The organism is Martelella radicis (genome assembly GCF_014196625.1).
GTDB classification, from domain to species: Bacteria; Pseudomonadota; Alphaproteobacteria; order Rhizobiales; family Rhizobiaceae; genus Martelella; species Martelella radicis.
Window position 1 is genome coordinate 229,060 of the sequence record NZ_JACIDZ010000005.1, and the last position, 24,782, is coordinate 253,841.

Here is a 24,782-nt window from a genome sequence, read left to right on the forward strand (position 1 = left end):
AGCCTGTTCGTGGCGCCTCCGCGTCAATCGAACTCGATGACCTGCCGGACGACCGATCCCTCGGCCAGGCGGTCAAACCCCTCATTGATCTGATCCAGTTTCAGCGTACCTGACAGCAGTTTCTCGACGGGCAGGCGGCCCTGCCGGAACAGGTCGAGATAGCGCGGCACATCCAGCGTCGGGATCGATGACCCGAAATAGCTGCCCTTTACCGTCCGTTCGCCCGCGACCAGCGTAATCGGCGGCAGGTTCCAGATGGTGTCATTGCGCGCAAGGCTTGCCGTGACAGTTGTGCCGCCGCGACGGGTCACGGCATAGGCCATCTCCATCACGCCCGGCGCTCCCGCCATTTCCAGCGCGTAATTGAGGCCGCCTCTGGTATGGTCAAGCACATCCTGGACACAGCTTTCCGACCGAGCGTTGAACGTTGCTGTCGCGCCGAGTTCCAGCGCTTGCGCCAGCTTGGCCTCGTTGACGTCGATCGCCACGATCTCCCGCGCGCCGGCAGCCTTGGCCATCATCACGGCAGACAGGCCGACGCCGCCAAGTCCGAGTACCGCAACGGTCGATCCGACCCTGACGCCGGCAGCCCGGTTCACCGCCCCGCCGCCAGTCAGGATGGCGCAGCCGAACAGCGCCGCGAATTTCGGCGTAACCTTCTCGGCGACAGGGATCAAAGAGTGGCGCGACACGACCACCATCTCGGAAAAGGCCGACAGCCCGGCCTGATGGTGGACATCATGCCCCTTGTATTTCATCCGTCGCGCGCCCGACAGCAACGTGCCGGCGCCATTCGCCCTGGTGCCTTCCTCGCACAGGACAGGGCGACCATCGGTGCATTCCGGGCAGTGGCCACAGCGCGGCACGAAGGAAAAGATCACCTGGTCGCCGGGGGCAAGATCACGCACCCCCGGCCCTGTTTCCAGCACCTCGCCGCAGGCCTCGTGCCCCAGAACCATCGGCATGTCCTTGGGCCGGTCACCTGTCATGAAACTGAGGTCGGTGTGGCACAGGGCTGCGGCCGTCACCTTGACGAGAACCTCTTCGGGGCCAGGGGGATCCAGGGTAATTTCGGCAATTTCGATCGGCCGGGTTTTGGCATAGGGGCCTTCAATCCCCTGCTTTGTCAGAAGCGCGGCGCGCGTTTTCAATGTCATCGTCTCGCTCCTCACGCAGCCAGGGTCGCGGTGCTGACGAATTTCGTGGTGACGAAGGCTTCCATGCCCTCGACCCCGCCTTCGCTGCCGTAACCGCTTTCCTTCATGCCGCCGAAAGGCGTTTCCGGGGAGGCAATGCCGAAATGGTTGATCGAGACCATCCCGGCCTCAAGCCCGTCAGCCAGTTGCGAGACCGTGTGCTGGCTCGAGCCGAAGGCGAAGGCGGCAAGGGCGAAAGGCAGTTGATTGGCCTTTTCAATCGCGGTTTCCAGCGAGGAAAATGGCGCGATCGGGGCAACCGGGCCGAAAGGCTCCTCGACCATCAGGCGCGCATCGTCCGGCACATCGGTCAGCACGGTGGGCGCATAGAAATAGCCCTCATTGCCGATGCGCCGCCCACCGGTGCGAACGGTCGCGCCGCGCGCGGCCGCATCGGCCACGAACGCCTCCATCGCCTCAAGCCGCCGGGCGTTGGCCAGCGGTCCCATCTGCACGCCATCCGCGAAGCCCTCGCCCACCTTGAGCGCCTCCGCGCCCTTGACGAAGCCATCGACAAAGCGCTCGTAATGGCGCTCATGCACCATGAAGCGCGACGGAGAGGCGCAGACCTGACCGGCGTTGCGGAACTTCAGCCCGACGGCGAGCGCCAATGCGGCATCGACATTCGCATCCTCGGCTACGATGAAGGGCGAATGACCGCCAAGCTCGAGCGTGCAGCGCTTGACATGCCGCGCCGCCAGTTCGCCCAGATGCTTGCCGACCGGGATCGAGCCGGTAAAGGTGATCATGCGCACCGGCGCGGCGGGGATGAGATATTCCGAAATATCGGCAGGCACGCCGTAGACAAGGTTCACGACGCCCGCAGGCACCCCGGCATCGGCAAAGCAGCGCACCAGCTCGACGCAGGAGAACGGCGTTTCCTCGGGGCATTTGACAATGATCGGGCAGCCCGCGCCAAGCGCGCCGGCAATCTTGCGCACCGCCTGGCTGACCGGGAAATTCCACGGCGAAAACCCGGCGACGACGCCGAGCGGAACCCGGTGCGAAATCTGGCTGACATTGGGCGCCCTGGAGGGAATGACCCGTCCGTAGATGCGCCGTCCCTCCTCGGCCGCCCAGTCGATGTGATCCGCCGATCCCATGACCTCGCCCTTGGCTTCCGGAAAGGGCTTGCCCTGCTCGCTCGTCATCAGCCGGCCGATCGCCTCGGCGCGCGAACGCAAGAGATCGGCAGCCTTGCGCAGGATCGCGGAGCGCTCATAGGCAGAGACACGCGACCAGGTCACAAAGGCAGCGGCTGCGGCATCCAGCGCGCGATCCAGATCGGCGCGATCCGCCATGGCCACGGCGCCGATGACCGCGCCGGTCGCCGGGTTCAGAACGTCCGCCGTGCCGGCCCCTCCACCGCACCACTCCCCTGCGATCAACATTTGCGCACAATCGACCATCCGGATTCTCCTCAGCATTCAGATTGAATTCTGTATCAACTATATAGATCACTCTGTCAACCATTTTAGTTTCTATTGATATCATTTTGATGCGACTGTATGCTCACCGCATTTGCAGGAGACCTCGATGCTGGACCAGAACGACGACACGACTGCGCACCTTGATGGCATAGGGCCTGAGGACGGCGACATCCGCCACCTTTTTTCCTATAACCTTCAGAGACTTGCCGGCATGTCGTCGCGCATCGCCTCGCTCGCGTTGGAACGCGATTTCGGCGTAACGGTGCAAGAATGGCGCACGCTGGCAGTGCTCGATTTTCTCGATGCCGCGCCCCTGCACCTTCTGGCGCAGCGTGCCGGCGTCCAGAAAAGCCAGATGAGCCGGCTTATCAACGACCTCGAGGAGCGCGACATGGTGGCGCGCGAGCAGCATCCCCGCGACAAGCGCAGCGTCGTGTTGCAGCTCACTCCGGAGGCCAAGGACCTTGTGAAACGGATTTTGAAGAAATCACGCGAACGAAACGAACACATGCTGCGGGAGTTGTCGCAGGACGAGCGTCAATCTCTGATGCGCCTAATCGGCAAGATCACGACGGCAACGGCCGAAACGCTGGACCACTACAAGCAGGAAAGCGACGACTCCCTGCCTCGCAGCTACGCATCGGCCAGCCTCTACCTTCCGGAATAGAACAGCCGGCAATGGCAACTGAGCGTCCGATGCTGGCTCACCCCATGCTGCGCACAGCGTGAGCCACCCCTTCATTCCGTCCGTCTCCGTGTCGTGAGGGACCCTACGAGAAGCTGGAGGACGTTCAAGGGCTCAGGTCATGACGTCCTGGATGACGTGGCGGGGGTCTTTTCGGCTTGGGTTACAACAAGGAAGCCCCTTCGGCTTTTCTGCGTGAGCGGAGATCGCCAAGACGACAAAAGCCCCGCTGGTTTTCACCGAGCGGGGCTTTTGTATATCGGACAACTAAAGTTGGTTGCGGGGCAGGATCTGGACACTGTTTTGCTCGGAGACGCTGAAGGGCTTGTTCAACAATGTATCATTCGGCGTGATGCTCGAACCTCGCATACTCCATATCTTTCAAAGACTTACCGCGCCGATCGGCGTTGAACGCCCATGCTGAATGACAATGGCGAACCGCTGGCCGCCTTCGCGTACTTGCTTTGCAGATAACTGACCGGGCAATCTGGCCTTTCGCATGCGTAACATCAGGGGGAGATCGACATGCAGGCTGCACCGTCCGGCACACAGGGAAGTTACACAGGTGGCATCATCCTGATGAGCACAGGTGTAGCCTTCCTGAGTGCCAATGATGCGGTGGCCAAGGCATTGACCTCTCACTACTCGCCGCTTCAGATCCTGTTCTTGCGTAACGTGATCGCCTTGCCTTTCACTGTGCTGATTGCCCTCGTCATGGGCGGGCGGCCAGCGCTGAAGACATACCGGCCGATGGCGCATCTGTTGCGCGGCGTGCTGTGGGTCAGCGCCACAATGCTATTCTTCACCAGTTTCATATATCTCGGTCTTGCAGAGGCCACCGCGCTGATCTTCGTGGCCCCTGTCTTCATTACAGTCATTTCGGCGTTGTTTCTCGGGGAGAAGGTCCATACACGGCGATGGCTTGCCGTCCTTTTCGGTTTTATCGGCGTTCTCGTGGTCATCCGCCCGGGCGGCGCGACCTTTCAGGCCGCATCGCTGCTGCCCGTCGCCACGGCGCTCGTCTATGCATTGCTGATGCTGAGTGCCCGTTGGGTCGATGCGCGCGAAACTGTGTGGACGCTGCTGGTCTACCTGACGGGCACGGCAGCGCTGATCAGCACCTTCATCGTACCTCTTGTCTGGGTGCCGGTGCGCATCGAAGACTTCTGGCTTTTTGCAGCCATCGCCGTGCTTGGCACGGGTGGCATGACGATGATGACCCAGGCCTTTCGGCTGGCCCCGGCCGTGATTGTCGCCCCTTTGGACTATACCGGTCTCATCTGGGCCACGCTGCTTGGCTGGCTAATCTGGCGGGAAAGCCCGGACGCCATGACCGTCTTCGGCGCAGCGATCATCATCGCCAGCGGCGTGTTCACGATCTTCCGTCAAAAAGGAAAAGCGTCGTGAACGCCAGGTGGCACGCCGGCCCGAGTTGCCGACAAGGGCGACGACTATCCGCTGGCAGACGCCGCCGAGATCACCGAGGAGAGCTGACAACGATGCCGTTGCGGAAGGGGTCCTTGGCATGGAACATCAGTTCGGCCACGGACATGACATAGGCCTGGCCCGTGATCGATGGGATCACGCCACCGTGCTTGCCCGCCATGTAGGATAAGCGATAGGTGGAGCCGATGATGCTCTCCTGCAGGATTTCCTGCCCTTCGGCCAGTTGTCCGGAGGCTGCAAGGCATGCGAGCCGTGCTGAGCTGCCTGTCCCGCAGGGAGAACGGTCATAGGCATCGTCAGGGCAGAGCACGAAGTTTCGACTGTGCGCCGCCTCGTCGGCGGCCGGACCGTAGAAGATGATGTGGTCCACCGGCTCCCCGTTCTCGCCGCCGATCTTGCGCGCATTGAGCGTGGTTCGCGTGGCGACCGCCAGATCGGTCAGCGCACGGATATTGTCCGGCATCACCGGGAGGGGAGCCGGATCAACGAGAAAGAACCAGTTGCCGCCATAGGCAATGTCACCGGTTATCGTGCCAAAGCCTGGCACGTCCACCGCCAAGCCCGCAGCCACCCGCCGGCTTTCGATATTGGTGACGGTGACCGTGCTTTCGTCCTGCACATCAACGGTGACGACGCCGGCAGGCGTCTCGATACGGTGCAAACCCGTACCGATACGGCCCATGTGATAAAGCGTGACGGCCAGACCGATCGTGCCGTGACCGCACATGCCAAGGACTGCCCCGACATCGAAATAGATGACTCCGGTGACGCAGGACGGGTCGACCGGAGGCACCAGAAGCGCTCCGACCATGGCGACCTGCCCGCGCGGCTCAAGCACCACGGCGCGATAGTCGTCGTAAAAACGGGTCGCAAGGCGCTCGGCGCGCTCGGAAAGCGGGCCGGAGCCGAGATCGGGAAAGCCATCGAGGATGACCCGCGTCGGCTCGCCTGCGGTATGGCTGTCGATCACATGCATTCTCTGCTCCCCGCCCCGGCTTCGCGCTTCAGGCTGCCCAGTTCGCGTACCAGGCCTTGAACTGCTTGTACTGATCTTCGGCAAAAGCCTTTTGCGACGCCGTCAGGGCGTCGGTTTCGTTGAAATGCAGGCTATATTCCGCGTCACCATTCAGCACCATGAGATATTTGTAGAACAGCACGAGATCGGCGCCCTCATCGAACTTCGAAAGCACCATCAGCGCCTCCTCGAGTTCGCGCGCCTTGACGCGGGCTTCACTGTCGCCATCGGCAGCGGCCCTGCAGAGCGAGACGAGATGCAGGACTTCCTTGGGAAGGGCGTTACCGATGCCGGTAATCGCACCGGTGGCGCCGCATTTCACGAACCCATGGAAGACCTGGGTATCGACGCCAACCATCAATGTCAGGTCATCATCACCTGAGGTGATATTTTCCGCAGCATAGGATAGATCGGCCGCGCCGCCAAATTCCTTGAAGCCGATCAGGTTGGGATGGTCGGCACGCAGATCGAAGAACAGGTCCGCACGGGTTGCAAAGCCGTAATAGGGGCTGTTGTAGATCACTGCGGGAAGGCCGTTGGCGGCTTCGAGAATGGCCGAGAAATGCGCCTTCTGGGCCGAGACCGAGTTGCCGCGCGAGAGAACACGCGGAATGACCATCAGCCCCGCCGCGCCGACGCGGGCGGCATGGGCCGTGATCGCCACAGCCGACTTCGTATTGATCGCGCCGGTTCCCACGATGACCGGAACGCCTGCCTCGACCAGCGCCTCGACGCCCTTCATCCGCTCCTCGTCGGTCAGCAGCGGCCAGTCGCCCATTGACCCGCAATAGACAACGGCGGACATGCCCGCATCGACAAGCTCCCGGCCCTTCCGCGCAAGCGCTACGAAATCCGGCTTCCGGTCATCCGTGCAGGGTGTCATCAATGCCGGAATACAGCCGGTGAAAATCGTATCGCTCATCTGGGGTCCTTTCCTGGGCACGCGGAATTGGTGTCTGTGGGCAATCATAGGCATTGGGGCTCAAGGCCAAACTGATCAATTTGCAACCTCACTATCATCAGTTATACAGTTTGTCGACAAATAAAGTAGTCCTTGTTGATCCCCATCTCTCGGCATGGCGCTCCAGAGGCCCAGTTCGAAGCGAAATCCGGGAACGGCAGCGCGTGCCGGCCGGGGCACACTGCCCAATCCATTCATGGCACTGGCGACGTGTCCACGCTCGCCCGAGAGACCACGCTTTCGCGCCGAACAAGCGAGCACGGCAGGCGAATGACGCCTTTTTCGACGGGCTCGCCGCGGGTGAGCTGCAGCATGGCAAGCCCTGCCCGGTGGCCGATTTCCTTCAGTTCCATGTCAATGGTGGTCAGTGGCGGGCGGGTCTGGCGGGAGACGACCTCCCAGTTGTCGAAGCCGATCACCGAAACATCGGCGGGCACGGAGATGCTGTGGTCACGCAAGCCGTCGAGAACGCCGCGGGCAATTTCGTCGCTGCCGCAGAAAATACCGTCAGGAAGTTTTTTGCGCGCGGACAGTACGCGGCCGATCGCCTCATGCCCCCATTCCTCCGACCATGCGCCAAACATAACCGGTGACGATGGACCACACCGATTGCGATAAACTTCCGCTCGGTTTCTGGCGGCAAGCCAGCTTTCAGGCCCGGTAATATGCAGAATGTCACGGCAGCCGGCCTCCTGAAGATGCGCTATCGCAAGCATCGCGCCATGCGCGTCGTCGGGGACGAAGCTGGTGCTCAGGAACGGTCCCGCCGCAAAGGCATAGATAACCGGGACGTTCAGCACGGTGAGGTCGATGGGCGGTTCGACATCGAGACGCGTCGCGGTGAAGATGATGCCGTCGACCTGCTTGTCGAGAAGCGCCTGCAGATGCAGTTCGGCGAGGCGCCTGTCGCCGCTTGTGGCGCAGAGAAAGGCTGAAACGCCGTGGTCGACCAGGACCTCCGAAACCCCGGAACTGATCGGAAGCGTCAGCCGGCCATAGGTATCGTCGGTGATGATGCCGATGGTGAGGCTCCTGCGGCTAAGCAGGCTGCGGGCAAGCGCGTTCGGCCGGAAGCCGATTCCCCGCGCAATCCGGAGCACGCGCTCGCGGGTTTCGACGTTGACGCGGCCGACGCCGTTCAACGCGTTGGAGGCTGTTGAAAGGCTCACCTCGGCGGCCTTGGCGACGTCCCTGAGTGTGCATCTGCGGTGCTGTATCGGCTTGATCAATGCTATTCCCTGCCCTTTGATAAAACCTTTTATCAAATGAAAACAATGATGCAAAAACCTTTTTGCATCTTAATGAACACAAATTGTCGACAACATTTTTCTTCTGCCATACCGTTATCAAACGTCAAGCCAAATGACGAACCGAAGAAGGGGAATGACATGCTGAAGAACAAACTCATGCTTGCTGCATTGACGCTGGCAGCATCCGCCTCGATGGCCCAGGCCGAAGACGTGAACCTGTGGGTGCGCACCTCCTCGGCAGCCGTGCTTCAGGCGCTGGCCGAGAAATACAACGCCGCCCATGACGACACCGTCAACGTCACCGCCGTCATCGCCGAGCAGATGGTGCCGAAGCTTGGCGCGGCCATTGCCGGCGGCGCGCCGCCCGAAGGCGCGGTGCTCGACCTGATCTACCTTCCGACATTTGCCGCCAACGACACTCTGGAAGACATCACCGGTTTTGTCGACGGCCTGCCCTATGCCGATGCGCTGAGCCCGTCCCATATCCGTCTCGCCACCTATGACGGCAAGATCTACGGCGTTCCCGCCCTGCCCGACGCCTCGATCATCGCCTACAATACCGACCTGTTCGAGCAGGCCGGCCTCGATCCGGACACAGCGCCTGCATCGCTCGACGAAATCGTCGATGCCGCTCAAAAGATCAGCGCGCTCGGTGACGATACCTACGGCTTCTATTTCGTTGCCAATTCCGGCAGCTGGCTGATCTATGATTTCCTGCCGCACATCTGGGCGGCCGATGCCGATATCCTGACCGATGACGGCCGCGAAGCCACGATCGACACACCGGCCATGCGCGAAACGCTCGAAGACTACCGCACGATGTGGCAGGCGGGCGCCATTCACCCGACATCGCGTTCCGGCAATGGCAACAACGCCGTGGAAGCCTTCGCCTCGGGCAAGGTCGGTGTGCTGATGACCGGTTCCTATATCGTCAACCTGCTCGACAGCACCTACCCGGACGTCAATTTCGCCGTAGCCCCGATCCCCGGCCCCACGGGCGGCCAGTCGAGCTTTGCCGGCGGCGATACGCTTGCGATGATCAAGGGCATTGCCCCTGAGAAGAAGGCCGTGATCGAGGATTTCGTCAAATACTACATGGAGCCCGAGCAGCAGGTCTTCATCACGCAGGAATCCGGCATGCCGTCGCGCACCGACCTGGCGGAAGAGGCCTATGCCAATTTCGATCCGCGCAACCTCATCGCCTATGACATCCTGTCGAAGGCGCGCACGCCCTACACCTACGCCTCAGACGAGCTGTTCGTCAGCCGCACCGGCCCGTTCCTGAACCTGATCCAGAGCGCGGTCTTCGGCGATGACGTGGATGGCGCGATCGAGACTGCCCAGGACGATTTCACCAAGATCCTCGACCGGACCAATCCGTAACGCGCAGCCACGGGCGGACAAGCGCCGCCCGTGGCCCGAAAATACTGCCAACCCCACTGAAATCATCAACCTCAGGGACTTCACGTCTTGTTATTCAAGCGCGCGTCAAAAAAGCATCCGCAGACCGGTGATGGCGAGCCGCATGGCTGGCTGGGGCTCGCCTTCATTGCGCCGAGCATGGTGTTCATCATCGGCCTGTTCATCATACCGCTGGTGATGACGGTGTGGATGAGCTTCTTCCGCTGGCCGCTGCTCGGCCGCCGCAAGTTCATCGGCCTCGACAATTATGCCGAGCTTCTCGGCGATACCCAGCTCTGGCAGTCCTTCGGCTTCACCCTGCTTTATACGGTGCTGGTCACCACCGCGATCATGGCCGTTGCTCTGCCGCTGGCGCTGTTGGTCGACCGCCCGCTGCGCAGCGTCGGTTTCTTTCGCACCGTGTTCTTCATGCCGGTCGTCATCGGCTTCGGCGCGGCCTCGACACTGTGGCTCTGGCTGCTCAATCCCGACAGCGGCGTGTTCGCACGGCTTCTGACCGGGCTTGGCCTTTTCGATCACGCACCGCGCCCGCTTGAAAGCTTCTGGCCGGCGCTCGCGGTCATCATTCTCATGGTGGTCTGGAAAACCGCCGGCTTCACCATGGTCATCCTGCTGACCGGCCTGCAGAGCATTCCCAATGACGTGATCGAGGCCGCGCGGATCGATGGCGCCAGCCCCTTTAGCCGGTTTCGCCGGATCATCCTGCCGCTGATGCGCAATTCGGTGCTCTTGGCGCTGATCCTCAACGTCACCTCGTCGATGCTCGCCTTCGACCAGTTCTTCATCATCACCCAGGGCGGGCCGAACAACAGCACCATCTCGGCGGTGTTCACCATCTATCTCGCGTCGTTCTCGTCCTATCGGCTTGGCTACGGTTCTGCCCTTTCCTTCGCCCTCTTGGTCGTGCTCGTCGCCATCAGCTCGATCCAGCTTTCATTCATGCGCCAGCGGCCGGAGGACGGACGATGAACGTCAAAGACCTGTTCATGGAAGCCGACGAAGGCTACGGCGCCGTTGCCGGCCGTCTCCTCCTGCTGCTGGCGATGATCGTTCTGGCGGTGTTCTTCCTGATGCCGATCGTCTGGTCCTTCGCCAATTCGTTTAAACCCGCGGCCGAGGCGCTGGCCCATCCGGTGGCTCTGTTTTCAAAGGCGTTTTCGCTGGAAAACTACCGCCGCCTCGAACATGTCGGCGCCGGCTGGTATGTCTATGCCACCAATTCCGTGCTGATCGCGCTCGGCACCATCGCCTTCACCGTCGCCGTGGCGGTGCCTGCCGGATACGGCTTCTCCAAATTCCGCTTTCCCGGCCAGACGGCGATCTTCGTTCTCGTCATGGCGACGATGATGATCCCGTTCCAGTCGATCCTGACGCCGCTGTTCCTGATCCTCAAATTCCTGCATCTGCAGAACAGCCTGCTCGGCCTGGTGCTGATCTACACCACGTTTCAGCTGCCGTTCTCGATCTTCATGATGCGCAACGCCTTCGACGCGATCCCGAAGGCACTGGTCGAGGCCGCGCGCATCGACGGCGCGTCGCAATGGACGCTGGTGCGGCGCATCCTGATGCCGCTGGCGCTGCCCGGTGTGGCCACCGTCGTCATGTTCGCCTTCCTCAATTCCTGGAACGAATTCCTGGCGGCGCTGATCTTTCTGTCGGACCAGAACAAGTTCACCCTGCCGATCATGCTGGTGAACGTCTCCTCCGGCATTTACGGCATCATCGACTGGGGCGCGCTCCAGGCCGGCATCTCGCTCACCATGATCCCCTGCATCCTGATGTTCCTCGCGCTGCAGCGCTACTATGTGCGCGGCCTGACCGCCGGGGCCGTCAAATGACACAGTCTTCCCAAGGAGTATCCATGTCATCGTCCGCGTCGAAAATGACGACCGGTGAACGCCTTCACCGCCACGAACGCTATGTCCCCGTCGACCACACCCGCGTCGCCTTCAATGCCGGGTTCTGGAAAAGCTGGCAGGAAACGGTCCGCGACGTCACCATTCCCACCCAGCACAAGCGACTGGAAGAGGAAGGCTTTCTCGAGGTTCTCGATTTCGACAACCCGCCCGGCCCGCTCGCCCGACCGATCCAGCCGAGCGGATTGTCGATGCAGCATTTCTTCGATTCCGATTTCGGCAAGTGGATCGAGGCGGCAAGCTACACTTTGAAAAACCATCCGAACCCGGATATCGAGGCAAAGATCGACGCCATCGTCGAAAAGCTCGAACACGGGCAGATGGAAGACGGCTATCTCAACAGCTGGTTCATCCGCCGCGAGCCGGAAAAGCGCTGGACCAATCTGCGCGACCTGCATGAGATGTATTCGATGGGCCATCTCATCGAAGGCGCCGTCGCCTATTTTGAAGCCACCGGCAAGCGCCGCTTTCTCGACGTGATGATCCGCGCTGTCGATCATATCATCGACACGTTCGGCCCCGAACCCGGCAAGCTCAGGGGCTATGACGCGCATGAGGAAATCGAGCTGGCGCTGGTCAAGCTCTATCGGGTGACCGGTGATCCTCGCCATTTGAAGCTCTCCACCTATTTCGTCGACGAGCGCGGACAGATGCCCTCCTATTTTGACGATGAGGCCCGCCGGCGCGGCGAGGACCCGGCCGATTATGTCTACGAGACCTATGCCTATAGCCAGGCCCACAAGCCGGTGCGCGAGCAAAACGAGGTCGTCGGCCATGCCGTGCGCGCCATGTATCTGCTCTCGGCGATGACCGATCTGGCCTTTGAAAACGACGATCCGAGCCTGAAGGATGCCGCCGACCGGCTGTTTGCCAATCTCACCGGCCGCCAGCTTTATGTCACCGGCGGCCTCGGCCCGTCGGCGGCAAACGAAGGCTTCACCCGCGCCTTCGACCTGCCCAACGAAACCGCCTATGCCGAAACCTGCGCGGCGGTTGCGCTCGGCTTCTGGTGTTCGCGCCTGGCCGAAACCGACCTCGACGGCAAATATACCGATCAGCTTGAAACCGTGCTGTTCAACGGCGCGCTTTCCGGCATCGCCCGCGATGGCGAGCATTATTTCTACGAGAATGTTCTGGAAAGTCACGGCCAGAACCGGCGCTGGAAATGGCACTACTGCCCCTGCTGCCCGACCAATATCGCCCGCTTCATCACCTCGCTCGGACAGTATTTCTACACCACCAAGGGCAATGAAATTGCGGTGCATCTTTATGGCGCCAATGCCGCCGAATTCGATCTTGACGGAACATTCGTGCGGCTCAGGCAGGAGACGGCCTATCCCTGGGAGGGCGATATCCGTATGACGCTCGGCCTGTTCCAGCCGACGGACCTCACCTTGAAACTGCGCATCCCCGGCTGGTGCCGACGGGTGCGGGCGACACTCAACGGACGCGACGTACCGCTTGTTGCCGTGAAAGGCTACGTCACGGTGAGCGACACCTTCGAAGATGGCGACGAACTGCGCCTCAGCTTCGACATGCCGGTGGAACGGCTCTATGCCCATCCGGCCGTTGGCGAGGATGCCGGGCGCGTCGCCTTCCGCCGCGGCCCGGTGGTCTACTGCGTCGAGGAAACCGATATCGGCATCGAGCCGCAGCGCCTGCGCATTGCCCCCGATGCCAGCCTGGAAGCCCGCTATGACGCCGATCTTCTTGGCGGGGCCGTGGTGCTGGAGGGCGAAGGCTTCGAAGCCGCCACGGACGGTTTTGACGGCGGGCTTTACCGAACTTCGCCGCCTGCCCTGAAACCCCGGCCGTTCCGCGCCATTCCCTATCACCTTTGGGCCAATCGCGAAGCCGGCGCGATGCAGGTCTGGCTGACGGAAAAGTAGGAGACGGACATGGCACGACTGACACTGAAGAATGTGGTCAAATCCTACGGCATCTACGAGGCCGTCAGGGGCATCAATCTCGATATCGAGGACAATGAATTCGTCGTTTTCGTCGGCCCATCGGGCTGCGGAAAATCGACGACGCTCAGAATGATCGCCGGGCTGGAACATATTTCCGGCGGCGAGATTATCATCGGCGACGATGTCGTCAATCGTCTGGCGCCGGGCAAGCGCGATATCGCCATGGTGTTCCAGAACTACGCGCTCTACCCGCATATGAGCGTGCGCGAAAATATCGCCTTCTGCCTCGAACAGCAGCGCCTGCCGAAGGCCGAGATCGAAAAACGCATCACCGAGGCGACCAATACGCTGCGGATTTCGGAACTGCTGGAGCGCCGCCCCGGCGAACTTTCCGGCGGCCAGCGCCAGCGCGTCGCCATGGGCCGCGCCATCGTGCGCGATCCGAAAGTCTTCCTGTTCGACGAGCCGCTCTCCAATCTCGACGCCAAGCTCAGGGTCAGCATGCGCACGGAGATCAAGCGGCTGCACCAGTTGCTGCCGACGACGACGGTCTATGTCACCCACGATCAGGTCGAGGCAATGACCATGGCCGACCGCGTGGTGGTGATGAACCAGGGTCTCGTCGAACAAATGGGCGAACCGCAGGAGCTTTACTCAAGGCCGGTCAGCAAGTTTGTCGCCGGCTTCATCGGTTCGCCGTCGATGAACTTCCTGCCCGTCACGCTTGAGGCGGAAGGCGAGGCGCTTTTCCTGCTTTTTGCGGATGGCACCCGCATGGAAATCCCGGCCGAAAAGGCAGCGCAGTTCCGTCCTCATGCCGGTCGCGGCGCCACCTTCGGCATCCGTCCGGAGGCGATCACGCTCAGGCAGGAGCGCGACGGCTTCGTCCCCTTCGATGCGGCAATCGATCTGGTCGAGCCACTGGGCGCGACCACCATGGCCTATTTCAGCATTGCCGGTGAGGAAATCTGCGCCAGCGTCGAGCCCGAGGAAAACCTGCGGGCCGGCACCACCGTGCCGTTATCCTTCAACCTCAACCGGATGCACCTGTTCGACCTGGAAACCGAACAGTCGCTGGCCGTTCACTGAACCGGGCCGCCACCATGTGACGGGCCGGGCGGCAACGCGACGCGGCTCCCTGGCCCTCAGCCTTGCCCGCGCAGGGCCTTCGGAAGCAGGTCTGCCGGCATATCCTGATAGGAAACCGGACGCAGGAAGCGATCAATCGCGAGTGTCCCGACTGAGGTTGAACGGGCGTCGGAGGTTGCCGGGTACGGCCCGCCATGAACCATGGCCGGAGACACCTCGACACCGGTGCCAAACCCGTTGACCAGCAGGCGGCCGGCCAGCATTTCCAGTTTCGGCATCAGTTTTCCAGCTGCCGGGTAGTCGCCCGCAGCAATATGGAGCGCGATGGTCAATTGCCCTTCGAGACCGTCGATCACGGTCTCCAGTTCCTCCGGATCGCGGCATCTGACGATCAGGCCAGCACTGCCAAAGACTTCGTCATGCAGGCTCTTGTCGTTGAGGAAGGAAGCAGCCGTTGTTTCGAAAAGGGCGGCCTGTCCGTGAAAATCGTCGCCCTGCTGTCCTTCGGCCAACCGGGTCACGGCGCCGTTGCCAACAAGCCGGGCCACGCCGTCACGATAAGCCTTGCTGATGCCGGGGGTCAGCATGGTCTGGGCCGGAACATCTTTCAGAGCCTCGACGGCACCGGCCTTGAAGGCTTCGAGACCCTCGCTTTCAACGGCGAGGATCAGGCCGGGATTGGTGCAGAACTGACCGGCGCCCAGCGTCAGGGACGCCGCGAAAGCCGTGCCGATCTCGCGGCCACGCGCCTTCAACGCTTCGGGGAACAGAAGGACCGGGTTGATTGCGCTCATTTCGGCATAAACCGGGATCGGTACGTCGCGTTTCGCCGCAATATCGATCAGCGCGAGGCCGCCCCGGCGCGAACCGGTGAAGCCGACGGCGCGGATAAGGGGGTGGGCAACCAGAGCACCGCCGATGTCATAGCCGGTATCATGCAGCATCGAGAACGTACCCTCCGGCATGCCGCAATCGATGACGGCCTGCTGCACGGCACGGGCCACCAGTTCCGATGTGCCAAGATGGGCCGGATGGGCCTTGACCACGACCGGACATCCGGCCGCAAGTGCGGAGGCGGTATCACCGCCGGCCACAGAAAACGCCAAAGGAAAATTCGACGCGCCGAAGACAGCAACCGGGCCAAGCCCGAGCTTGCGCAGCCTGAGATCGGGCTTGGGCGGCGTGCGCGTCGCATCGGCGGGATCGAAACGCAGATCCTGAAACGCGCCTTCCCGCACAACGCCGGCAAACAAACGCAGCTGGTTAACGGTGCGCATGCGTTCGCCCTCCAGACGCGCGCGCGGCAGGCCGCTTTCGGCCATCGCCCGCTCGATCAGCAGGTCTCCGATGGACAGGATATTTTCGGCCGCCTTTTCCAGAAATGCGGCTCGGTCTTCCAGCGCTGTCTCGCGGTAGACCGGAAACGCCTGCCATGCCAGATTCACCGCCTCCTCGAGATCGGCTGCGCTCGCACCGCCAAAGACACCATCCAATGCCTTCCCGGTGGCGGCTTCCAGTGCCGTCAGCGTGCCATTCTCGCCCCTGCGTGTCTTATTGCCGATCAGCAATTCGCCGGTGATTGTCATTGGTGAATCCTCAGTCTGGTGTTCAGTTCGATCGTGTTTCAAGCGCAGCAGGACATAGCTGCCGTCTTCGATGATGTCGGCAGGAGGCCGGTCTCTCGGCGGTGCGTGCGAAAGCGTCACGCAAAGGGTTCAGTCGGGCTTTTGCCGGGCTGCGTGAACCAGATCGGCCCACTGTCGCCCATGTGAATGATGTCTTCGAGACGCACGCCGAAGGCATCAGGCACCACAATCATCGGCTCGTTGGAAAAGCACATGCCGGGGACAAGCGGCGTGGTGTTGCCGCGCACGATAAACGGCGCTTCGTGGATATCCATGCCGAGCCCGTGGCCTGCCCTGTGCGGCAGGCCGGGCAGCTTATAGTCGGGTCCAAGGCCATGGGCGGCGATTATGCGGCGGGCGGCATCGTCGAGGGTTTCCGCCGTAACGCCCGGTTTTGCAGCATCGAACACCGCCTGCTGTGCCTCCCGCTCGATCGCCCATATCCGCGCGAACTCAGCCGAGGGCTCGCTTTTGACGTAGGTGCGCGTCATGTCCGACTGATAGCCGCCGACAATCGTGCCGGTATCGACCAGGATGATATCGCCCTCGGCATAGGTCTGGTCGTAATCGACGCCATGCGGCAGCGACGTCGCTGCACCGAAAGAGCAGATCGCAAACGTGCTGCCCGAACCGCAGAGCGCACGATGGGTCTCCTCGATAAAGCGCACGACCTCCGAAGCGCGGATCCCTGGTTCGATCAGCGCATGAACCCGGCGATGCACCTCCAGCGTCGCGTCCATCGCATACTGCATCAGCGCGATCTCGGCCGGCGATTTCACCGCCCTGAGCGCCGAGATCATCGGCCCGCCATCGGTGAGCCGCTCCGGCGCGATCTGCCGTGCCAGGGCCGAATAGACGAAAAAGGGTAGCGCATCATCAAGCGCCAGTGTCTGTTGGCGGCCGAGAAGCCTTGCCACGAGCGCTGCGGCATTTTCATGCTCTTCCCATGCGGCGATATCGCCTTCGATCCGTTCGAGCGTTTCGATTTTCGAGACCTCGAAGGCCGGGGCGATATAGGTCAGGCGATCGGCAGTAATCAGGGCGCCGACCAGGCGTTCGCTGGGATGCCAGACGAGCCCGGTAAAATAGGTGAGGCTTGTGGTCGGCCCCACAAGCACGGCATCCGTGCCAGCCGCCTCCATGGCCGCGCGCAGACGTGAGATGCGGCCCTTGCGCTCTTCTTCGCCGATCGGTGCTGGACGATTGCTGGCGGTTGTCACAGCGATTTCTCCACTTTCATTCGGGCACGAGCCGGGATTGCTCATTCATCAAATCGGCCCTACCATATTTGTCGTCAGTTTGTCGACATTATCATTGACAAGCATTGCTCAATCGCAAAAATTGCTTGGGAACCGATGGGCATGACCATGCCGTGACAAAAAAGGGAACACTGCCATGACTGCATTCAACGGAAGAAAACTGCTGAGGCTCGCCATCTCAGTGCTTGCCGCCTCCACAGCCACGGCGGCACTTGCAGCATCACCTCAGACCGGCGGAACGCTGAAGATCGTCGGAACCGCCGATATCGATCATTTCGATCCGACCTCGGCGGCTCTCGTCACTTCGAACAACTTCCTGCGTGCTGTCAGCCGTCAGCTGATCAGCTATGAGGCTTCGACCGATGACGATGCCAGGCTTCAGCCGAAAGGCGATCTGGTGACGGAGGTGCCCCAGCCGACCAATGACGGCCTGACCTACACCTTCACCCTGCGCGATGGTGTTGCCTGGGATGCGCCGGACGGCCCGCGCCCGATGGTCGCCGCCGATTTCGAACGCGGCATGAAGCGCATGTGCAACCCCTCTCTCGGCTCGGCGGCTCTGACCTACTATGTCGACCTGATCGAGGGCATGCGCAGTTTCTGCGATGGTTTCGCCGAGATCGAACCGACCGCTGCGGCAATGAAGGACTATATCGAAAACAACGATATCGCTGGCATCGAAACGCCGGATGACAAGACCATCGTCATCAACCTCACCGAAACGGCGGGCGACTTCATCTACATGCTGTCACTGCCGACCTCAGCACCGGCGCCGGTCGAAGTGCTCGACTATATGCCCGATGGCCCGGACTACCGCGACAACTTCATTGCCTCCGGCCCCTATACCGTCGAAAGCTATGTGCCCGACAGCACGATCAAGCTGGTGCGCAACCCGGCATGGACCACTGAATCCGACCCGCTGCGCGGTGGCTATGTCGATAATATCGACATCACCTTCGGCATTCAGCCGGATGCGGCCATCCAGCAGCTTCAGGCCGGCGACGCCGACATGACCTACGACATCATCATTCCGCCGGCGATTTTGCAGATGCTGACGGCGACAGGTGATGACATGCTCCTCACCATGTCGGTTGGTCGCACAGCCTTCCTCTGGTTCAACACGATGACGGACAATAATGACGGCGCGCTGCGCGACCTGCGTATTCGCCAGGCGGTGCAATATGCCATCGACAAGGCCGCCATCGTGCAGCAGATGGGCGGGCCGATGGTCGCCGCCCCCCAGAACGGCATTTTCGGTCCCGGCGTTCTCGGCTTCCATGAATTCGACCTCTATCCCAGCGAGGGGTCGGCCGGCGATCCCGAGAAGGCCAAGGCGCTGCTTGCCGAAGCCGGATATCCCGATGGCATCACGCTGAAAATGCCGTTCCGCAACCAGAATGCCGAACCGGCGATTGCACAGACCATTCAGGCCAGCCTGAAAAAGGCCGGCATCGAGTTGGAACTGACGCCGGTTGCGCCGTCGGACTATTATTCGAAGTTCATGACCAACCAGGAAAACACCAAGGCGGGGCTGTGGGATATCGCGCCGGTGGGCTGGTCGCCGGACTGGGTTGGCGGGGCCGCCCGCTCTGTGTTCCAGCCGCAGTTCACCTATAACGGCACGCATCAAACCTATAACTATGTCGACTACAACAATCCGGAGGCCAACGAGATCGCCAAGCAGGCCATCAACGCGACAACGCCGGAGCAGGCTTCCAAGCTTTGGGGCCAGGTCGACGAACTGGTGATGAAGGACTCGCCGGTCGCACCCTACACGACCGAAAACGTGATCCTCTACCACGGTGAAGCGGTCGAGAATTTCCAGCCCTATGCGCTTGGCGCCCAGGGCGACTGGACCAATGTCTGGCTGAGCCGCTGATGATCGCAGCGGCTGCCCATTGCAGCTGCCACATGCAGACCAAGGCGGGCGGGGCCTCCCCGCCTGCCACCGTTCTGTCCTGGAGGCAATTTTTTGACATCCATTCTCGACATACGTGATCTGACTGTCGAAATTCCGACCGAGGACGGCATCGTCCATGCGGTCAACAAGGTTTCCTTCCGTGTCGAAAAGGGAACGCTTTTCGGGATCGCAGGCGAATCCGGCTCCGGTAAGAGCGTCCTGACGCAGGCCATCATGGGCTTTCTGCCCAACGCCGAGATCTCGGGGCAGGCCGTGTTCGAAGACGAGAACCTTCTTGCCGTGTCACACCGGCGCCTGCGTGCCTTGCGGGGCTCTCGCATCGGCATGATCTTTCAGGACCCGCTCTCAAGCCTGCACCCCTACTACACGATCGGCGCCCAGATCGCCGAAATGGTCCACGCCCATGAGCGGGTTTCGCGCAAGGCGGCCAGGGCGCGGGTGGTCGACATGCTGTCGCGCGTCGGCATTCGTGATGCGGAGCAGCGTTTCGATGATTATCCCCATCAGTTCTCCGGCGGCATGCGACAGCGCGTGATGATCGCCATGGCGCTGATCCTCAATCCGCCGCTCATCATCGCCGACGAACCCACGACCGCACTTGATGTCACCGTTCAGGCACAGATCATTGCGCTGCTGGACGAGATGCGCCGTGAGCGCGGTACGACCGTGATCATGATCACCCACGACCTGTCGCTGCTTTCCTCTATCGCCGACAAGGTCATGGTCATGTATGCGGGAAACCGTATGGAGATCGGGCCTTCGGCAACCCTTTTTTCTGCGCCGGTGCATCCTTATACCGCCGGCCTTTTGAATTCCTCGCCGGCGAAATACACGCCCGGCTCCATGATCGAGCCGATCACCGGCCGCCCGCCAAGCCTCCTGTCACCGCCGAAGGGCTGCGTGTTCCGCCAGCGCTGTGCCAAGGCCATGGACATCTGTATCCGCGTCCCGCCGCTCAGGTTGTTCGATGACGGGACAGAGGCTCTATGCTGGAAAGAAGGGGAGGATCGCACTGAACCCGCCACATCCTCCCTATCACGCGAGACCGCCACGGCGGGCCCCATTGCCCGCGACCGCACAAAAATGATCGAAGCCGTCAATGTGCATTTGAGCTATGAGACCGGCGGCGGGATGCGCGGTGTGCCCAAGACGCTTGATGTTCTCAAAGGGATCGACCTGACGCTCTTCAAGGGCGAGACGCTTGGCCTTGTGGGCGAATCGGGTTGCGGGAAATCCACGCTTGCGCGGGTTCTGGCAGGGCTGGTTCCCGCCAGTTCCGGCGACGTTGTCGTCGAGGGGCAGATGCTCGATAGCCTGACGCATGACGACTGGCGCGCCATGCGAAAACGCATCCAGCTTGTATTCCAGGACCCCTTCGGCTCGCTCAATCCGCGCCGACGGGTCAGCTCCATCATTGGCGACCCATTCCGCATTCACAAGGTCTGTTCCGGCGCCGAACGCAAACACCGCGTTCAGGCGCTGATGGAACGCGTCGGCCTGAACCCGGAACATTACAACCGCTACCCTTCCGAGTTCTCCGGCGGCCAGCGACAGCGCATCGGCATTGCCCGCGCGCTCGCGCTTCATCCCGATATCATCATCTTCGACGAGCCGGTTTCCGCGCTTGATGTCTCGATCCAGGCGCAGATCCTCAATCTGATGCGCAGCCTGCAGCAGGAAATGGACCTGACCTTCCTGTTCATCTCGCATGACCTGTCCGTGGTCCGCCATGTCTGCGACAGGATTGCCGTCATGAACAAGGGGCGCATTGTCGAACTTGGCGCAGCCGAAGACATCTATGCCGCACCGCGCGATCCCTATACCCGCGAACTGATGGCCGCTTCCCTGCATGAGATTTCAGCCGAGGCATTGCCCGCGCGCCGGCTCATCGACAGCATAGGAGGAGAAGTCGCATGAGCGCAGTCTCGCATCACGACACCGAAGACGACGACGCTGGCAGCGTCGTGCAGCGCGGCCCGCTGGAGCTGACACTGCGGCGGCTTGCCCGCGACCGCGCCAGCCTGATCGCTGCCTGTTTCATCATTGTTCTGATCGTCTTCGCGCTGGCCGCCCCTCTGGTGGCCGAGATCACCGGCCATACGGCCATCGAGCAATACCGCAAGATCGGCATGAGCCCGATGGGGCTTCCCGTCGGACCGAACCATGATTTCTGGCTGGGCGCAGACCACCTTGGTCGCGACGTCCTGGTGCGCCTCGCTTACGGCGCGCGCATCTCGCTGATTGTCGGCGTCGTCGCCTCGCTGGCTGCCGCGCTGATCGGCATTACTATCGGCACGACAGCCGGCTTTGCCGGGGGCAAGGTGGACATGGTCCTAAGCCGGATCATGGATCTGGTGATGAGCGTGCCGTTTCTTCTGTGTGCGTTGGCGCTGGTCTCGGTTTTCGGCCCCAGCCTGTCGCTGAGCATCGGCGTGATCGTGTTCTTCTCGTGGACGACGATGGGCCGCGTGATCCGTGCCGAGGTCTCATCACTGCGCCGCCGTGAATTCGTCGCCGCCAGCCGGTTACTCGGGGCCGGACCGTTCTCCATCGTGCTGCGCGACATCCTGCCCAACCTCTCGGTCCCGATCATCGTCTACACGACCATGATGATCCCCACGGCCATCGTCTTTGAAGCAACGCTTTCCTTTCTCGGGCTCGGCATCGTGCCGCCGACGCCGAGCTGGGGCGGCATGCTGGCCGATGCCTCGGCCAACTCGATCTATCTCGTCGCCTGGTGGCTGGTGGTATTCCCGGGGCTGGCGCTGCTTTTGACCACACTTGCCTTCAACATTCTGGGTGATGGCCTGCGCGATGCGCTTGATCCGAAAGCCCGGCCGGTCCGCAAATCGCTTCTGAAGCGGCTGAAGAAGGAGGCGCGCTCATGAGCCGCTATCTCGTCCAGCGCATCGGCTTTGCCGTTCTAATCCTGTTTTCGCTGAGCATCTTCGTGTTCGTCCTGTTCTTCGTTGCCCCGGGTGATCCCGCCCGTATGATTGCCGGCGACAAGGCGACCGAAACTCAGTTGGAACAGATCCGCTCAAATCTTGGCCTCGATCAGCCGATCTACGTGCAGTATGGCCGGTTCATCAGCAAGGCGGCCACAGGCGATCTCGGCTTTTCCTACCGCAACCAGCAGCCGGTGACCGAACTGATCGTGCGCCGCCTGCCCGCCACGATTTCGCTGGTCCTTGGCGGCGTAGTCTTCTGGCTGGCGCTCGGCATTCCCATCGGCATCATGTCAGCGCGATTTCCCGGCGGCCTGCGCGACCGGCTCGGGCAGGGCTTCATCCTGCTTGGCCTGTCGTTTCCGACCTTCGTGCTCGGCATGCTGTCGCTTTATGTCTTCTATTTCCTGCCGCGCAAGGCCGGCTTCATGCTGTTTCCGCCCGGTGGCTACAAGCCGTTTCTGGCCGATCCGGTGGACTGGGCCTGGCATCTTTTCCTGCCGTGGACGACGCTTGCGCTGGTCACCGCCGCCATCTACGCCCGCCTGACGCGCGGCAAGCTGATCGAGGTGCTCGGCGAAGATTATATCCGCACCGCCCGCGCCAAGGGTATTTCGGAGGCAAAAGTGATCTACAAGCACGGCCTGCGCGCCACGCTGACACCACTGATCACCCAGCTCGGCGCCGATATCGAGCTTCTTCTGGGCGGGGTCATCGTCATCGAGCAGATTTACGGGCTTCAGGGCGTCGGCGCGCTCGCCGTGCAGTCTGTCCGCAATCTCGACCGGCCGGTGATCATCGGCATCGTCTTGATGGGCGGTTTCTTCATCGTGATCACCAATATCATCGTCGACCTGCTTTATGCCGTCCTCGATCCACGCGTGCGCGGAGCCTGACGGCCAGGAAAATATCATGACAGCCACCCCTGAAATCGCTACGCGCCTCGCCGCACTCCGCTGTTCTTTGAAATCCGAGGGGCTGAATGGGCTGATCGTGCCGCGCGCAGACGCCCATCAAAGCGAGGTCGCGGCCCCGCATGACGACCGGCTGGCCTTCATCACCGGCTTTACCGGCTCCGCCGGGCTGGCACTGGTTCTCGAGGAGAGCGCCCTGATCTTCGTTGACGGGCGCTATGAAATCCAGGTGCGCCACGAGGTCAGTTCCGCGCTTTACGCGGTCCACCATCTCCACAACGATCCCATCGACGGCTGGCTTGCTGTCCATGGCCGGAAAGGCTGGCGGATCGGCTTCGATCCGATGCTGATCGATACGGCTCTTTTTGACCGGCTTGCGACATCGGCCCAAAAGGCCGGGTTCACGCTTATCCCTGTTACAGAAGATCCATTCGACGCGATCTGGCCCGACCGGCCCGAAAAGCCGCTCGGCCTCGTCAGACCCATGCCCCCTTCCCTTTCCGGCGAAACCGTTGCGGCGAAGAGGGCGCGCATGGGCAGAAAGCTTGCCGAGGCCGGAGCCGACATGATGGCGGAGACACTGCCGGACAATATCGCCTGGCTGCTCAATCTGCGCGGCAGCGATATCGCCATGAACCCGGTGCCCCAGTCGTTCATGATCTTGCAGGAAAATGGCGCGGTCGACTGGTTCGTCGACAGCCGCAAACTGCCCAACGACCTCTCAGCATGCGAACTTGAGGGCATTCGCCTCAAGGCCGCCGAGGATTTCATTGCCTGCGTGGCGGCGCTATCCAAAGACAAGAGAGTGCTGATCGACCAGTCCTTTGCACCGGTGGCCCTTCGTCTCGCGGTGGAGAATGCCGGCGGCACGGTTCGCCTCGCCGACAACCCGCTGACCATCGCCAAGGCGCGCAAGACGCCGGCGGAACTTGCCGGATATCGCGACTGCCATGTTGAAGACGGCATAGCGCTCACCGAGTTTCTCGCATGGCTGGAGCGCGAAGCCCCACCTCGCGTGTCTGCCGGCAATCCGATCCGAGAGATCGAGGCGGAAGAGAAGCTTCTCTCCTTGCGCGCGCGCCGAAAGGGCTTTCTGGAGGCAAGTTTCCGCTCGATATCAGCCTCCGGCGCCAATGCAGCGATGTGCCACTATAACGCCGCGCCGCAAAGTGACGCTCCAATCACGCCCGACGGCCCCTATTTGATCGATTCCGGCGGCCAGTATGAAAACGGCACCACGGATGTCACGAGAACCCTCTTCCTGTCAGTGCCAGACGAAACTGTACGCAGGACCTACACGGCTGTTCTGAAAGGCTTTATCGCGCTGATTTCAGCCACGTTTCCCGAAGGCACATGCGGCCATCAGCTCGATGCGCTTGCCCGCCTGCCGCTCTGGCAGATGGGCCTCGATTACGATCACGGCACGGGCCACGGCGTGGGGCATAATCTCCTGGTGCATGAATACCCGCATCGCTTCGCCAAGAAGGCCAACAATTACGGGCTCGAACCCGGCAACATCATGACCATCGAACCGGGATATTATGAAGCAGGCGCCTACGGCTTGCGGATTGAAAACCAGGTGGAAGTGATCGCGACGCTCCCCGGCTTCTGCCGGTTCCGCTCGCTCACGCTTGTCCCGATCGACCTCAAGCCGGTGGACGTCGCCGCTCTATCCGCGCAGGAAATCGCCTTCATCAATGACTATCACGACACAGTGCGCAGGGCGCTTGCAGGCCATATCAGCGAAGACGCCCGCGACTTTCTGATGCGATCGACAGAGACGCTCGAGCTATAA

The 24,782-nt window shown here is 61.6% G+C and carries 19 protein-coding genes; 12 read left to right on the forward strand and 7 right to left on the reverse strand.

Translation table 11 applies throughout. The features are described from left to right. Nucleotides 1-23: 23 nt before the first annotated feature. Nucleotides 24-1,151 (reverse strand): zinc-dependent alcohol dehydrogenase family protein, encoded by a 1,128-nt coding sequence (locus tag GGR30_RS09805; RefSeq protein ID WP_183485714.1) that lies wholly within the window; start codon nucleotides 1,149-1,151, stop codon nucleotides 24-26. Nucleotides 1,152-1,168: 17 nt separating this feature from the next. Next, the gene (locus GGR30_RS09810) at nucleotides 1,169-2,605 is read right to left on the reverse strand and encodes an NAD-dependent succinate-semialdehyde dehydrogenase (RefSeq protein WP_183485580.1); all 1,437 of its coding nucleotides are present in this window, start codon (nucleotides 2,603-2,605) and stop codon (nucleotides 1,169-1,171) included. Between the two features lie 127 nt (nucleotides 2,606-2,732). On the opposite strand from GGR30_RS09810, the gene GGR30_RS09815 reads away from it, so the two are divergent. Both GGR30_RS09815 and GGR30_RS09820 read left to right on the forward strand, forming a co-directional pair. Then, on the forward strand, nucleotides 2,733-3,293 hold the full coding sequence (locus GGR30_RS09815; RefSeq protein WP_183485583.1) for a MarR family winged helix-turn-helix transcriptional regulator: 561 nt from the start codon (nucleotides 2,733-2,735) through the stop codon (nucleotides 3,291-3,293). Between the two features lie 543 nt (nucleotides 3,294-3,836). Further along, entirely contained in the window at nucleotides 3,837-4,718 is an 882-nt protein-coding gene (locus GGR30_RS09820; protein WP_183485586.1) for a DMT family transporter, read from the forward strand. 70 nt (nucleotides 4,719-4,788) lie between these two features. Here GGR30_RS09820 and GGR30_RS09825 read toward each other — a convergent pair whose 3' ends face one another. The 3 genes from GGR30_RS09825 to GGR30_RS09835 form a co-directional block, all read right to left on the reverse strand. Further along, nucleotides 4,789-5,733 (reverse strand): 4-hydroxyproline epimerase, encoded by a 945-nt coding sequence (locus GGR30_RS09825; protein ID WP_183485589.1) that lies wholly within the window; start codon nucleotides 5,731-5,733, stop codon nucleotides 4,789-4,791. A gap of 28 nt (nucleotides 5,734-5,761) precedes the next feature. Beyond that, nucleotides 5,762-6,694 (reverse strand): dihydrodipicolinate synthase family protein, encoded by a 933-nt coding sequence (locus GGR30_RS09830; RefSeq protein ID WP_183485593.1) that lies wholly within the window; start codon nucleotides 6,692-6,694, stop codon nucleotides 5,762-5,764. A 233-nt stretch (nucleotides 6,695-6,927) separates the two neighbouring features. Then, nucleotides 6,928-7,959, reverse strand: coding sequence for a substrate-binding domain-containing protein (locus GGR30_RS09835; protein ID WP_183485717.1), 1,032 nt, complete (start codon nucleotides 7,957-7,959; stop codon nucleotides 6,928-6,930). A gap of 162 nt (nucleotides 7,960-8,121) precedes the next feature. On the opposite strand from GGR30_RS09835, the gene GGR30_RS09840 reads away from it, so the two are divergent. The 5 genes from GGR30_RS09840 to GGR30_RS09860 all read left to right on the forward strand — a co-directional run bounded on the left by GGR30_RS09840 (nucleotide 8,122) and on the right by GGR30_RS09860 (nucleotide 14,320). Continuing rightward, entirely contained in the window at nucleotides 8,122-9,366 is a 1,245-nt protein-coding gene (locus GGR30_RS09840) for an ABC transporter substrate-binding protein (RefSeq protein ID WP_183485597.1), read from the forward strand. Between the two features lie 87 nt (nucleotides 9,367-9,453). Next, nucleotides 9,454-10,374: a carbohydrate ABC transporter permease gene (locus tag GGR30_RS09845; protein WP_183485600.1), complete on the forward strand. Its 921-nt coding sequence runs from the start codon at nucleotides 9,454-9,456 to the stop codon at nucleotides 10,372-10,374. Between the two features lie 17 nt (nucleotides 10,375-10,391). Next, entirely contained in the window at nucleotides 10,392-11,243 is an 852-nt protein-coding gene (locus GGR30_RS09850; RefSeq protein ID WP_183485721.1) for a carbohydrate ABC transporter permease, read from the forward strand. A gap of 23 nt (nucleotides 11,244-11,266) precedes the next feature. Further along, nucleotides 11,267-13,210, forward strand: a complete 1,944-nt coding sequence (locus tag GGR30_RS09855; protein ID WP_246413719.1) for a glycoside hydrolase family 127 protein — start codon at nucleotides 11,267-11,269, stop codon at nucleotides 13,208-13,210. Between the two features lie 9 nt (nucleotides 13,211-13,219). Next, nucleotides 13,220-14,320, forward strand: coding sequence for an ABC transporter ATP-binding protein (locus GGR30_RS09860; protein ID WP_183485603.1), 1,101 nt, complete (start codon nucleotides 13,220-13,222; stop codon nucleotides 14,318-14,320). Between the two features lie 56 nt (nucleotides 14,321-14,376). Here GGR30_RS09860 and GGR30_RS09865 read toward each other — a convergent pair whose 3' ends face one another. Together GGR30_RS09865 and GGR30_RS09870 are read right to left on the reverse strand one after the other, a co-directional pair. Beyond that, a complete protein-coding gene (locus GGR30_RS09865) occupies nucleotides 14,377-15,906 on the reverse strand; it encodes an aldehyde dehydrogenase (NADP(+)) (RefSeq protein WP_183485606.1) in 1,530 nt (509 codons plus the stop codon). Nucleotides 15,907-16,022: 116 nt separating this feature from the next. Next, complete coding sequence (locus tag GGR30_RS09870) at nucleotides 16,023-17,210, reverse strand: M24 family metallopeptidase (protein WP_183485609.1); 1,188 nt, start codon at nucleotides 17,208-17,210, stop codon at nucleotides 16,023-16,025. A 130-nt stretch (nucleotides 17,211-17,340) separates the two neighbouring features. On the opposite strand from GGR30_RS09870, the gene GGR30_RS09875 reads away from it, so the two are divergent. The 5 genes from GGR30_RS09875 (at nucleotide 17,341) to GGR30_RS09895 (ending at nucleotide 24,782) form a co-directional block, all read left to right on the forward strand. Then, complete coding sequence (locus GGR30_RS09875; protein ID WP_246413721.1) at nucleotides 17,341-19,083, forward strand: ABC transporter substrate-binding protein; 1,743 nt, start codon at nucleotides 17,341-17,343, stop codon at nucleotides 19,081-19,083. 93 nt (nucleotides 19,084-19,176) lie between these two features. Further along, nucleotides 19,177-21,042, forward strand: a complete 1,866-nt coding sequence (locus GGR30_RS09880) for a dipeptide ABC transporter ATP-binding protein (RefSeq protein ID WP_183485612.1) — start codon at nucleotides 19,177-19,179, stop codon at nucleotides 21,040-21,042. Then, nucleotides 21,039-22,013: an ABC transporter permease gene (locus GGR30_RS09885; protein ID WP_183485616.1), complete on the forward strand. Its 975-nt coding sequence runs from the start codon at nucleotides 21,039-21,041 to the stop codon at nucleotides 22,011-22,013. Before GGR30_RS09880 ends, GGR30_RS09885 begins: the two co-directional genes overlap by 4 nt. After that, nucleotides 22,010-22,969 carry an ABC transporter permease gene (locus GGR30_RS09890; RefSeq protein ID WP_183485620.1) on the forward strand — a complete coding sequence of 320 codons (960 nt, stop codon included), beginning with the start codon at nucleotides 22,010-22,012 and terminating at the stop codon, nucleotides 22,967-22,969. Before GGR30_RS09885 ends, GGR30_RS09890 begins: the two co-directional genes overlap by 4 nt. A 16-nt stretch (nucleotides 22,970-22,985) precedes the next feature. After that, nucleotides 22,986-24,782, forward strand: coding sequence for an aminopeptidase P family protein (locus tag GGR30_RS09895; protein WP_183485623.1), 1,797 nt, complete (start codon nucleotides 22,986-22,988; stop codon nucleotides 24,780-24,782).